Below are 12,789 nucleotides of genomic sequence, written 5' to 3'. Positions count from 1 at the left end.
CTTGTCGTTCAAAGATTTGCTAAACAGTGGTCCAAAAGTAATAAACCTTGGGATGGAGAGATTCTATCTCGATCTTCTGGAGCAAGAGGTTCCGGCGGTCAAGGTCAATTGGAGACCTCCTCTTGCCAAAAGTTCGTTGATGGATAGATTGAGGAAATTGAGAGGTGAAGAGGTTGAATGACATCGATAAAGCAAATTCTATAGCGTTTGAAAGGCTTTTGAAGGCCGAACCCCAGATTGTTGGTCTCGGAATGGCCAAAGAGTTTATTCCAAATTTCGGAGAAAAAATGATACTTCATGCCGGTCCGCCCATAACTTGGGAGAGGATGTCGGGCCCTATGATAGGCGCCATAACAGGCGCAATTCTCTACGAAGGTTGGGCGGAAACTCCGGAAAAGGCGAGAGAGTTGGCTTCGAAAGGAGAAATCACTTTTGAACCCTGCCATCACCACAACTCGGTCGGCCCTATGGCAGGAATAATATCTCCTAACCTGCCGGTATGGCTAGTTGAAGAAAAGAATTCTGGAAGGAGAAGCTATGCGACTCTTAACGAGGGACTCGGAAAGGTCTTGCGAATGGGTGCATTCAGCGAAGAGGTCATAGAAAGACTGAACTGGATGCGTGAAGTTCTTTATCCAGTGTTGAGAAATGGGGTACGAAAATACGTCGAAGATAATGGTGGCCTTAACCTAAAGAGTTTGATCGCTCAGTCTCTCCACATGGGAGATGAACTCCATAATCGCAACAGGGCAGCCACTTCACTTCTGATTAGAACACTTGTTCCTTCTTTGATAGACGCGGAACGGGGTAATCACAACCTCTCCAGGGTTGTGAAGTTTATGGCAGGCAATGATCACTTCTTCTTGAATCCTGGAATGGCCGCGGCAAAGGCCGCACTTGACAGCGTCGGTTATGTAGAGGGTTCCAGCATGATTACAATCATGGCTCGAAACGGCACCGACTTCGGAATACAGATTGCCGGAATAGAGAACGAGTGGTTTACCTGTCAGGCGGCTCTGCCCGATGTCCTGCTATTTCCTGGTTTCACGAAAGACGATGTAAATCGAGACATAGGAGACAGCGCGATTATGGAGACTTACGGAGTAGGCGGATTTGCGTTGGCCGCTGCGCCTGCGATCGTTCAGTTCGTCGGAGGCACCCCTCAAGACGCGGTTAACTACACGAAAGAAATGTATGAGATCTGTGTGGGAGAAAACAAGCACTTCACGATTCCCGTACTGAACTTTCGCGGAACTCCTACGGGAATTGATTTGATCAAAGTCGTGGAAACGGGCATCACTCCAATCCTCGACACTGGTGCGGCTCACAAAGAGGCCGGCAAAGGACAGGTCGGAGCGGGAATAGTAAGGATGCCGTCTGAAGCCTTTGTCAAGGCAGCTGAAGCATTCGTTGAGAAATATTCCAAATAGAGGAGGTAGTTTATGGTACCGAAGAATTGGGACAAGATAAGGATTTACGAGTTATCGCAACCGATCAGCCACCTAACACCACCATGGCCAACCTATGAGCCCCTACAGATAAAGTTTTTCAAGAGGCTTGCCCCAAACGGTGCAAACGGACAGCTTCTAACGCATTCCAACCATGTTGGGACTCATCTGGACGGGTCGTTGCATTTCTGCACTCACGGGAGAGACATCGCGAGCATACCTCTCAATGAACTTGTTGCGCCCGGAGTAATAGTTGATCTTTCGGATATCGCAGAAGACTATGGAATCTACACTTCCAAGGACATCGAAGAGAGAGTAGAGGTGAAAGAAGGCGATATTCTCATTATCAACACTGGATACCACAAATATGCTTACGATCAGCCCGAGGCCGACGAAGTAAGATACATGATAAAACACCCCGGACCAACCAGGGAATTCGCAGAGTGGTGCAAAATGAAGAAGATCAAGTGGATAGGTGTCGACTGTGGTTCTGCCGACCATCCAATGAACACGAAGATTCGTGAGTGGATGCCGGTTCAGGCAAAAGAGTGCGATCGCTATATGCATCAGAAATACGGGAAGTCACTCGAAGAGATCTTTCCTGACGAAGACTATCAGTTGATGCATGTTCTTCTCTTCCCATATGACATTATTCACGCAGAAAACGTCGGCGGAGAGATAGACAAGATACTTAACAAAAGAATGGTAATAGGTTGCTTCCCCTGGCGGTTCGTCGGCGGAGAGTCGTGTATAAGCAGAATTGTAGCTTTCGACGAAGAGGAATAAATCTTATTGAAAGTGTGGCGATAGCGAATGCGTGACTTCGTTCTAGAAAGACCCCGCTCGATTTCGGAGGTACTGGACACGCTTCAGCGCCATGGAAATAAGGCCATGGTTAAGAGCGGCGGCACTGACGTTATTGTATGGCTGCATAAGTCCATTAAGGAACCCGACTATATCGTTGACTTGACGGCTGTGGAGCAACTCAAAGGAATAGTTGTGAACGAGGACAACGTTGAAGTGAAAGCACTGGTAACTCTCAACGAAGTTATCGGAGACGATTCATTGAATCGTTACTTCCCAGCTTTGGTTCAGGCATGCAAGGCACACTCGGATCCACTTATAAGGAATCGTGCCACAGTTGTCGGAAATGTCTGTGCCGCAGTCCCTTCAGGAGATATGATCGCACCTCTGGTTTGCTATGACGCGAAAGTCGAGATCACGGGACCGAACGGCAGTCGAAAGGTTCCGGTCTCGGAGTTTATTACTGGACCAAAGAGAACCTCTCTTGGAACCGATGAGATCGTCACAGGAATAAGGATCGCTCTTCCAGTCGTGGAGACCAGCGGCTGTTACCTCAAAGCAATAAGAAGAGAGGCTCTAGATATCGCTCAGGCTGCCGTCTGTTGCACACTCTTCAAGGGTGATAACAGAGAGTTCAGAATTGCTTTCTGCGCCGTTTCTGCTAGACCCCTTAGAGCGACTGAGGCTGAAAAGCTGCTTAACTCCTGCAGCAACATAGATGACGAGGTAATAGACCAAGCTGCAGAATTAGCGGCCGATGCAGTCGATCCCATCACGGATGTGAGAGCCTCCAGAGAATACAGGGTCGAGATGATTGCCGAACTGACGAGAAGAGCGATCTCTCGTTGTCTTGAAAGACCTGCGGGAGAAGGTGTTCACAAATGAAGGACAAGCGCGTAACAATTACGCTCAACGGCCGTAAGACAACTCTGGTTGTTGAAGATAGAACGACACTTCTAAATGCCCTAAGAGAGCAAGGCGTTACCAGTCTCAAGAGGGGTTGTGAAGAGGGAGAATGTGGAGCCTGTACTTTGATAATGAATGGCCTTCCCCAGAAGTCCTGCCTTATTCTTGCCAGAGAAGCCGAGGGTGCAGACATTCTCACCGTCGAAGGACTTGTGAAGAAAGGAAGACTACATCCAATTCAGCAGGCCTTCATCGATGAAGGCGCCATCCAGTGTGGATACTGCACTCCTGGAATGGTAATGACTACTTACGCACTGCTGAAGAAAAATCCTTCTCCTTCAGATGAAGAGATTAGGGAAGCCCTCTCGGGAAACATTTGCAGGTGCACGGGTTACCTTGCAATCATCAGAGCGGTCAAAAAGAGTGCCGCCATTCTTTCTGGAAATAACGGAGGAGGTGGGACGCATGAAGACTATTAAGACGAAGACTGGGATAGGGAAATGGCTGCCGAGGAAGTATGACTTGGAAAAGGCCGAAGGTACACTTCAGTTTGCCGACGACCTGAGGTTCGGCTCCGAACTGCTTCACGCAGCGGTTGTCCGTTCCTCTGTGGCTCATGGAGAGATCCTGAACGTCGATGACTCGGAAGCTCTGAAAATTCCTGGAGTGTTGAAGGTCCTTTTAGGAGAGGATTTCCCCCATCACTTTGGACTATATTTGAAGGACAGAACCCCCATGGCCATTGGAAGAGCGAGATATGTTGGAGAACCCGTCGCTCTTGTAGTTGCCGAGACCGAAGAGGCAGCTGCAGAAGCAGCGAGAAAAGTCAAAGTAACTTACAGCGAACTCGAAGCGATCTTTGACCCCGTGAAGGCAGCGACGAATAATTCAGTATTGGTTCATCCGGATCTTCATAAGTACGAGCATGTTGATTTCATAACACCTCAGCCGAACACCAATATCGCAAACTGGTTCAGAATTAGAAAGGGGGACACGGAGGCAGCATTCAAGAATTCTGCTCATGTCTTCGAGGAAACAATAACCTGCCCTCAGATCGCTCACGGTTTCATTGAAACTTTCTGTACGATATGCAAACAGGATCCTGGGTCTGGAGAGATCACGATCTGGACAAGCGCGCAGTCTCCTTTCACAGTGAGAGACATTATTGCCAAAGGTATTAATTATCCTCTTCATAAGATCCGAGTGATTGCTCCTCCGATAGGCGGAGGCTTTGGCGGAAAGGCAGGAATGACAGTCGAGGCTCTCTGTCTTGCCGCCGCGATGGACGAAGACATCAAAGGAAGACCTGTGAAACTCTTCATTCCAAGAGAAGAGGTTATGTTGAGCTCATGGGTTCGACAGGGTTTCGTTGCAAGAATAGAAATGGCGGTAAGCGACGATGGATTAATGCAGGGAATCCGTAACACGTTCTGGTTCGATACTGGAATCTCGGCCGAATATGGTGCAAATCCAGTCAGGAGCGCCGGGTACACTTCAATGGGAGCATACAACATTCCCAACGTCTGGGCAGACTGTTATGCGGTTTACACAAACAAACCCTTTGGGGGGGCGTATAGGGGCTTTGGTTTGCCGGAGCTTATGAGTGCTCTGGAAGTGGTTGTGGATATCGTTGCCCACAAGCTCAAAATCGATCCGGTAGAGTTCAGAAAGAAGAACCTTATTAAGAAGGGCCAGACAACTTGCACGGGGATGCCAATGCACGATCACGCTCTTGAGAAGATCGTCGACAAAGTGGTAGAGAAGATGGATTTGCACAAAGAAGAACCGGCGACACGGAAGGGATGGAAGAGAGGAAAGGGGATCGCGCTGGCAATAAAAGCGCCTGCGATTCCTGCAGACGCCTCTTCGTCCGCTATTGTCAAGCTAAACGGAGACGGGACCGTAGAAGTGCTGGCTGCGACGATGGACATGGGGCAGGGTACTTACAGCGCCTTCGCACAGATCGTCTCTGAAGAACTCGGGATTCCTTACGACTGGATCAAAGTATATTATCCAGATACTCAGAGCCACCCTTATGACTGGCAGACGGTTGCTAGCAGATCCTGTTGGTCAATGGGGATGGCTGTGAAAAGAGCTGCCAGCGAATTGAGAGAGAAGCTCCTAGCTTTGTTTGCAGAGTATTGGCAGACACCGGTCGAAACAATAAGCATAGAGTACGGAGTCGTCAAGTGTCACAAACTTGGCAAGAGTGAAAGGATAGACGAACGAGTTCAGAATGGTTTCAAAATGCCTGACGGAATTTTGAAAGGTGGCCCGATTATTGGTACCGGTTCGTTTACACCGCCGGATCTGATCTATCCCGACCCCGATACGGGGCAGTCCTCAAAGGTAGTTGCCCATTTCACCCTTGGCGCAGTCGGGATAGATATTGAGGTCGATCCCGGCACAGGAAGGATACTTGTAAAGAAAGTCTGCGCGGGTTACGATGTCGGCAAGGCAATAACCCCGATAAACATTAAGGGTCAAATAGAAGGCGGTACCGTTCAGGGTCTTTCTGCATGCCTTATGGAAGGCTTGTCGTATGACGAGCGTGGCAGACTGCTCAATCCCGATTTCACGGACTACAAAATCGCCACGATAATGGATGCTCCTACAGAAATCGAGTCTTTCTGGGAAGAGGTACCTGAAGAGATTTCTCCTTACGGGAACCGGGGTGTTGGAGAGCATTCGATGATAGCTCCGGCTCCGGCACTTAATAACGCGCTGTTCAAAGCGACGGGCATGAGGATCCACAGTTATCCCCTCAGCAGAGAGAGAGTCCACAAAGCTTTGAAAGCAAAGGAAAAAGGTGAGACCGATTTCTGGGAATGGCCCTATGAACTGGATCTTGCATATATGCGTGCGAAGAAGGAGTGGTGAAGAAGCCAGCGATCATAATTTTGCTGTCAAAAAGAGAAAGAAATTCTCTCAATTTCACTAGGTGTAACTCCCGTCAGCGGGTTTCTTTGCTTGACAAGTCTCTATTGTGATGTATCATATTATCTATAAGTGACGGAAACATTCGGGAAGGAGAAGAGCTAATGTTGAAGACAACTTCGGAACCGGGGATTACAGATTAGAACGCTCTTCAGGGACAGACAGACTGTCCTTTTTCTTCAGTCGTACGCTTCATGTTATTTTTTCCTTAAAGCAAATATTGTCGAAAACATTCATAATTGGACTATATGATCTGACGAATACTTCAAGACAGGAGGAAACAAAGTATGCCAAGGTTTGAAGATGTAGACCTCAAACGTCCTGCAGCAGAGAGAGAAGAAGAGATACTCTCCTATTGGCGGAAAGATGATCTTGCAACTAGAAGTGTAACGGAAAGGGAAGGAAGCCCCGAGTTTGTTTTCTTCGAGGGTCCCCCGACTGCCAATGGTATGCCTGGAATTCATCATGTTATATCAAGAACATTGAAAGATGCGGTCTGCCGTTTCAAGACTATGCAGGGGTACCAGGTGAAGCGAAAGGCAGGCTGGGATACTCATGGTCTTCCCGTGGAAATCGAAGTTGAAAAGCAGCTGGGCTTCTCTTCTAAGCAGGAGATAGAGGACTTTGGCATAGAGAAATTCAATCAGAAGTGTAAGGAATCTGTATGGAAGTACGAAAGCCAGTGGAAGAAATTGACTGAACGCATAGCTTACTGGATCGATATGGAACATCCATACATCACCATGGAGAACGATTACATCGAATCGGTTTGGTGGATTCTCAAGCAATATTTTGATAAGGGCTATATCTACGAAGGCCACAAAATTATGCCTTACTGCCCAAGGTGTGGAACTCCGCTCGCCTCTCACGAGGTAGCTCAGGGCTACAAGGATGAGACCATAGATTCAATATATGTCAAATTCCGCCTTAAAGGAAAAGACAACGAATACTTCATCGTTTGGACTACGACTCCATGGACACTTCCATCAAACGTCGCTCTTGCGGTAAATCCTGAGTTTAACTATGTCAAGGTCGAAGTAAAAGTAGACGGAGACGAGGTCGAATACTACTACCTTGTTAAGGAAAGGCTGAGCGCGCTTCTTGGCGAAGAGAGCAATTACAGAATAGTCCAAGAACTCAAGGGTATGGACCTTGTAAATCTTGAATACGAGCAATTAATACCCTTTGCAAAAGTAGATAAGAAAGCCTTCTACGTAGTATATGGCGACTTCGTTTCGCTCGAGGATGGTTCCGGCATCGTCCATATGGCCCCCGCTTTTGGAGAGGATGACAACATCCTGGGAAGGAAATTCGGTCTTCCCTTACTTCAGCTTGTCGACAAAGAGGGGAAGATTACCGAAGAGGTTACTCCATGGGCTGGAATGTTTGTAAGAGATGCTGATCCTTTGATCACCCGATACTTGAAAGACAGGAATCTCTTGTTCAAAAAGGAGCGTCTCACTCACTCTTATCCATTCTGTTGGAGATGCGACACTCCGCTTCTCTATTACGCAAGAAAATCGTGGTACATAAAGACCACCGAATATAGAGACAAAATGATAGAAGTGAACAACTCCGTCAACTGGTATCCAAAATTTGTTGGGGAGGGGCGCTTTGGAAACTGGCTCGAGAACATGGTCGACTGGGCCCTCTCGAGAGACAGATATTGGGGAACACCTCTAAATGTATGGAAGTGCGACGAATGTGGGAAACTGACAGCGGTAGGCTCTAGAAAGGAACTAGTCGAGAGAACAATAGAGGACATTTCTGAAGATATAGAGCTTCATCGGCCGTACGTAGATGACGTTCATCTGAGATGTGAATGCGGTGGCAGGATGACGAGAACCCCGGAAGTCATAGACTGCTGGTTTGATTCAGGTGCGATGCCAGTCGCACAGCATCACTACCCGTTTGAAAACAAAGACAATTTTATGGGCGATCTTTTCCCGGCCGACTTCATCTGTGAAGGAATTGATCAGACCAGAGGTTGGTTCTATTCTCTCATGTCGATTTCGACCTTCCTTTTTGGGCAGTCACCGTACAAGAACGTTCTGGTCAACAATCTCGTTCTCGATAAGAACGGGCAGAAGATGTCAAAGTCCAAAGGCAATACGGTCGATCCCTGGAAGATTATAGAAAAATATGGAGCCGATACGTTGAGATGGTATCTGCTTGCCGTCTCGCCACCGTGGGTGCCAACCAAGTTCGACGAAGAGGGCGTAAAGGATACGTTCAGCAAGTTCTTTGGAACGCTTCACAGCGTCTTCTCATTCTTTACAATGTATGCAAATGTGGACAACGTCGACCCGGGGGAATTCGATCTTCCCGTTTCCGAAAGGGAAGAAGTGGACAGATGGATAATATCCAGACTCAACACTCTCGTGAGAGAGGTAACAGATCTTCTTAACCATTATGATATGACGAAATCTGTGAGGGCTATTCAAGATTTCGTGGTTGAAGAGGTTTCAAACTGGTATGTCAGAAGAACACGGGACAGATATTGGACGAGCGAACTGGACAACAGTAAGAAGGCAGCTTATCTAACCCTGTACGAAGTTCTTCTTACAGTAGCCAAACTTATGGCTCCAATCGCTCCTTTCACGGCCGAGGAGATTTTCAGGAACCTTACGCATAAAGAGAAGGAATCGGTCCATCTTGAGTTCTATCCTGTTGCCGACGAGAGCTTGATAGAGCCGGATCTCGAGAAGAGAATGGCTGCCGTCATGGATATCGTTACCCTGGGTAGGGCATGCAGAAACAAGGTGCAGATCAAGGTCAGACAGCCTCTTCCGAAGATTCTCGTTGACGGGCGGATAAAGAAGATCGTTGAATCGATGCGCGAGTTGATTCTGGAAGAGATCAACGTCAAGAACATCGAGTATATTGAAGAGCTCGGAGACTACGTCAATTACGAGGTAAAGCCAAACTTCAGGGTTATGGGCCCCAAGTTCGGTAAAGATCTGAAAGCGATCGGAAATGCCCTAAGGTCTATGAAGCCGGCCGATGTAGTTGCCAGGGTCAAGCATGAAGGAAAGATCTCAATCGAGGCAGAGGGGAAGACTTTCGAACTCACAGAAGAAGATCTCGACATAAGAATCCAGGAACTTGAAGGTTTCACCTTCGAAATGAGCAATGAAAACTTTGTCATACTTGACACCGAGCTCACTCCAGAGCTTCTTCAAGAAGGACTCGCAAGAGAGATGGTATCAAAGATACAGACAATGCGGAAGGAAGCGGATTTTGAGATAACAGACAGAATCAATGTCTCCTTCTCTGGCCCGAGGGAAGTAGTCGATGCGATCGATACTTACAGAGAATACATAAAAGAAGAAACACTCTCCAATGCCGTTGTCTTTGAAGAAAGTCTCGACTCTGGGACAGAGTGGAACTTGAATGGTTATGACACTTTGATTAGAGTTCAAAGAGTTTGATGCGATATGAGAAACCGGGAGCATCTGCTCCCGGTTTTCCTTTTATGCAGAACTTATTTAGACTGTCAACTTAACAATGATCGCCGGATCGAGAACCCTGAAGGTGAATGATTCCGATATGAAGAGTTCGACTTCTTTGTCAGTGTGACTCTGATAACCTATTTCGAAGTCTCCGCCGATAACCAGTTCAAGGTCTTCATGATCCTTCGGAAGAAGCAGTGCGTCCTTCACAACTCTGCTTACAACAATATCCGTGCCGAGGAAGGACTCGATTCGCTTCACAAGCGGGTATCCGGAAACATGAGAATTGAGAATCGCCATTGTTTCGGGATTGACGATGAGAGCGAACGGTCCATCCACGAAATTGTCCTTCAAAACCTGAGCAGCCTTTGAAAGTGATTCGATGATTTCGTTCGGCTTTGAACCCAGAGGAATCGGTTTGTTTTCGACCGACTCTACGATTCCTTTGACGGCCGCCTTTTCATAGCCATTGTAGATTACATTTTCCTCGAAGAGCGCTATCTGTTTTGCCGCTTCTTCAAGCGGTCCCAGATCGGAATCCTTTGCGCCTCGCTCTATATCGTCCATCTCCCAGCGGACCAGCTTGAAGGGAACTCTCACCTCTAAAAGGGGCTTCGCCTTTCTAAGACCTACACCGACCTCTCCTTCTTTTTCGAGAATTTTGACCCTTCCTTCCGGAACGAAAGAATACTCCCATCCCTTTGGTCCAACCACACTAACCACTTTTCTTGCGGAGAGATAGCTCTTAAGAACCTGCTTAGCTCTTTCATTTATTTCTTCCCACGCCTCGCTCGTCAATGGGGCTAGTTGTCTTTTGAAAAGATCCATTCTAATCCCTCCCTATTACATCTTTCCGATGTTCAGACCGCTGTTTTCGGAACCCGCTCCGGCTTCCTCAACTTCGGTGATTGGTGCCTTCGTGAACAGATATGTTTTAAGCTCGTCATCCCAACCGTCCATATTTCTACGGAGCCATTCGAGAGTCATGCAGGCATGCTCTATCTCCTCGTCCCTGTTATGCGCCATTACAGCCTTCAGTTCGGCATCTTCAGTTACATCCACTCTCTGGTTGTACCAGTCTACGGCCTCGATCTCTTCCTTAAGGCTGTTGAGAGCTCTGGAAATGTCCTTTGCCTTTTCGCTTAGCTGATCAACCGATTCATGATAACTGCTCATATACATTCCTCCTCGTAATTTGATGTGTTTTCCATACTTCGTAACTATTTTATCACATTTAAAATTGTAACATGTAGAAAGCTCGAAAGGCGCCAAAACGAGAGATATGGCGTCACATTGAGAGGTGCAGATTCGCAAGAGGATGTGTCGTTTTTCAGTTCTAAAAGCTGTCCTTGGTCCTTCCAAGAGCAAGGACCCGCCCTCCGAGAAGAACGGTTCTTCGTTCCGATGCTACGCGTCCAGATTGTTCGTTCTTAGAACCCGATCCCGAAACAAGTTCGGGATGACATTGTGAGGGGTTTCTTGAATCCGTTGCCGGATAATCTTTTTGGTTGTAGTGAGCCCGTGGATTGATTGCCGTTTCTGTTAACGAGACCCCGACCCTGTAATCGAAACCCCGTACTCGGCGTCATGTTGAACTTGTTTCAGCATCTAGATCCAAAGGTCCGCTTTGCGCTTAAGAAAAAACCCGCTGATCGCTGTGAAAACAACGTTATCCGCGACGGTCCTCCATCCTCAGGGAAGCAGCAGTTGCAAGCTGATGTCCAGAGAAAAAGCGTCAAATGCCGTCATTCCGACAAAGCTCCTGGTCGGAATCTTGATGCTCTTGATTCACGATTTCGGTCTGACCCTGAACAGGAGCATTTCAGGACAGGCTCATTGGGGCAAGCTTCAGGACAGACTAAGTGGGGCAGGTTTTCAGGGCATGCTCCAAGAATTTCAGCGTATGCTGATCATGAAAACCCTACATTATGTCATTCAGACAATGCTCCTAGTCAGAATCTCGTTCTTCTCGTGCGGAAAATTGTGAGGGGACAGTTTGTTGGAAAACCGAGAACTTTTCGACGGCGAGCCGGTTTCAATCTGCTCTTTCGAACTCCAACCTGCAACCCCCTACCCCGGTCCTCGGTTCTTACAACTCACAACTTGCATCTTGCAGCTAATCTCATGCTCTTTCTAGTGTTTAGCGTATCTTAGCAATTGGTAAGCGGTTCTTTTCGGAGAACGGAGGACGGCTAACTGAGAACCAGTTCCTTTGTACTTTCCTACCCCTACCCCGAACCTGCTACGACGAACGATGTAAGTATAGAAAACGGAATAACCGTTTAGAGTAAATGAGGATCAAAGAAAACGAAGACGGACAAATAAGGAAACACGAGGGAACTGATTAGAAATAAGGAGGTCTTTCGGGCGTTCTCAACTCTGTTCTAGGAGGTTCTCCAGTGATATCTTATCCTCAGAAACCGTCTAATCGATTCGATTGTCAGCTCCCTCGCAATCAAATGGGAATAAATAATAATACCCCAGATCAAACGCAAAATGCAAGGAAAACCAAAGCTGTAACATGAAGAAACTGAAATGACACAAACTTAGTCTTAGAGCTGACTCTGGATGTTTGACGATAATTGCCAATCAATGAGGAATAACACAGATTCGGTAGTATACATTGACACGTTGATGGGATCTTGTGGCTTTTATCTGAAAACATGTAGAAGCTTCTTTCCAATACCGGTGTAAGAATTGCCTTCTTCTCTAATGTTGGAGTCCAAGCATTCTCGATTCTAACTTCACTGGAATTTTTAGGAGGCTTCCGATCAAAAAAAGATGGCCAAAAAACAGACGAAAGTGAAATCAATTGCATTTGCTCAAGAGAGCTTGAAGTAGAAAAAGAATCCGGGATGCTTATTGAAAAGCGGACGCGTGTTTTATCAACTTCGAAAAGTCAGAGTGTTCGCAATGAGAACAGGTGACATGCAGTTGCTTCATCACTACTGGAGCATTGTTGCTAGAAAAGGTTAGGAGTCTTTGTTGCATTGATCCGAGAACGCGAGCGGCTTGACCTAGGTGCGCTTTTCTAGAGCTATTGTTCATAGTAGTGTGATAAAATCGTTCCGGGTAAAGATGCTCTCTGGTTGCAGCTATACTCTAGTTGACAATTTGAACCAACACAAAAAGATAGTTTCGCTCCCTAATAGTCAAATCCTGTCATTATTTTTGTCCAGATGCAGATTAATTATTTTGCAACGTTGGCTTTTATATCTGCAACGAGGGAACTATGACAGCTC

The 12,789-nt window shown here is 47.0% G+C and carries 9 protein-coding genes; 7 read left to right on the top strand and 2 right to left on the bottom strand.

All coding sequences use genetic code 11. The features are described from left to right. Position 1 precedes the first annotated feature (1 nt). The 7 genes from Y696_RS06890 (at position 2) to ileS (ending at position 9,526) form a co-directional block, all read left to right on the top strand. The gene (locus tag Y696_RS06890) at positions 2 to 181 is read left to right on the top strand and encodes a hypothetical protein (RefSeq protein WP_006486719.1); all 180 of its coding nucleotides are present in this window, start codon (positions 2 to 4) and stop codon (positions 179 to 181) included. Then, positions 165 to 1,430, top strand: coding sequence for a DUF1116 domain-containing protein (locus tag Y696_RS06885; protein WP_121510049.1), 1,266 nt, complete (start codon positions 165 to 167; stop codon positions 1,428 to 1,430). Before Y696_RS06890 ends, Y696_RS06885 begins: the two co-directional genes overlap by 17 nt. Positions 1,431 to 1,442: 12 nt before the next feature. Then, positions 1,443 to 2,234, top strand: a complete 792-nt coding sequence (locus Y696_RS06880; protein WP_121510048.1) for a cyclase family protein — start codon at positions 1,443 to 1,445, stop codon at positions 2,232 to 2,234. A gap of 27 nt (positions 2,235 to 2,261) precedes the next feature. Beyond that, entirely contained in the window at positions 2,262 to 3,137 is an 876-nt protein-coding gene (locus Y696_RS06875; RefSeq protein WP_121510047.1) for a xanthine dehydrogenase family protein subunit M, read from the top strand. Then, the gene (locus Y696_RS06870) at positions 3,134 to 3,637 is read left to right on the top strand and encodes a (2Fe-2S)-binding protein (RefSeq protein WP_121510046.1); all 504 of its coding nucleotides are present in this window, start codon (positions 3,134 to 3,136) and stop codon (positions 3,635 to 3,637) included. Before Y696_RS06875 ends, Y696_RS06870 begins: the two co-directional genes overlap by 4 nt. Beyond that, on the top strand, positions 3,624 to 6,038 hold the full coding sequence (locus Y696_RS06865) for a xanthine dehydrogenase family protein molybdopterin-binding subunit (RefSeq protein WP_121510045.1): 2,415 nt from the start codon (positions 3,624 to 3,626) through the stop codon (positions 6,036 to 6,038). Before Y696_RS06870 ends, Y696_RS06865 begins: the two co-directional genes overlap by 14 nt. A gap of 344 nt (positions 6,039 to 6,382) precedes the next feature. Next, positions 6,383 to 9,526: an isoleucine--tRNA ligase gene (gene ileS, locus Y696_RS06860; RefSeq protein ID WP_121510044.1), complete on the top strand. Its 3,144-nt coding sequence runs from the start codon at positions 6,383 to 6,385 to the stop codon at positions 9,524 to 9,526. Positions 9,527 to 9,583: 57 nt separating this feature from the next. On the opposite strand, the gene Y696_RS06855 is transcribed toward ileS, so the two are convergent. Both Y696_RS06855 and Y696_RS06850 read right to left on the bottom strand, forming a co-directional pair. Then, entirely contained in the window at positions 9,584 to 10,375 is a 792-nt protein-coding gene (locus Y696_RS06855; protein WP_121510043.1) for a family 1 encapsulin nanocompartment shell protein, read from the bottom strand. A gap of 15 nt (positions 10,376 to 10,390) precedes the next feature. Next, complete coding sequence (locus Y696_RS06850; RefSeq protein ID WP_121510042.1) at positions 10,391 to 10,723, bottom strand: encapsulin-associated ferritin-like protein; 333 nt, start codon at positions 10,721 to 10,723, stop codon at positions 10,391 to 10,393. Between the last annotated feature and the right edge of the window lie 2,066 nt (positions 10,724 to 12,789).

This window comes from Mesotoga sp. H07pep.5.4 (genome assembly GCF_003664935.1).
Taxonomy (GTDB): domain Bacteria; phylum Thermotogota; class Thermotogae; order Petrotogales; family Kosmotogaceae; genus Mesotoga; species Mesotoga prima.
This window is presented reverse-complemented; position numbering and strand designations above follow the sequence as displayed.

Coding starts and splice junctions, on each gene's coding strand:
- Y696_RS06850 (WP_121510042.1), bottom strand. CDS start 10,723: ATGAGCAGTTATCATGAATCGGTTGATCAGCTAAGCGAAAAGGCAAAG.
- ileS (WP_121510044.1), top strand. CDS start 6,383: ATGCCAAGGTTTGAAGATGTAGACCTCAAACGTCCTGCAGCAGAGAGA.
- Y696_RS06880 (WP_121510048.1), top strand. CDS start 1,443: ATGGTACCGAAGAATTGGGACAAGATAAGGATTTACGAGTTATCGCAA.
- Y696_RS06855 (WP_121510043.1), bottom strand. CDS start 10,375: ATGGATCTTTTCAAAAGACAACTAGCCCCATTGACGAGCGAGGCGTGG.
- Y696_RS06865 (WP_121510045.1), top strand. CDS start 3,624: ATGAAGACTATTAAGACGAAGACTGGGATAGGGAAATGGCTGCCGAGG.
- Y696_RS06875 (WP_121510047.1), top strand. CDS start 2,262: ATGCGTGACTTCGTTCTAGAAAGACCCCGCTCGATTTCGGAGGTACTG.
- Y696_RS06870 (WP_121510046.1), top strand. CDS start 3,134: ATGAAGGACAAGCGCGTAACAATTACGCTCAACGGCCGTAAGACAACT.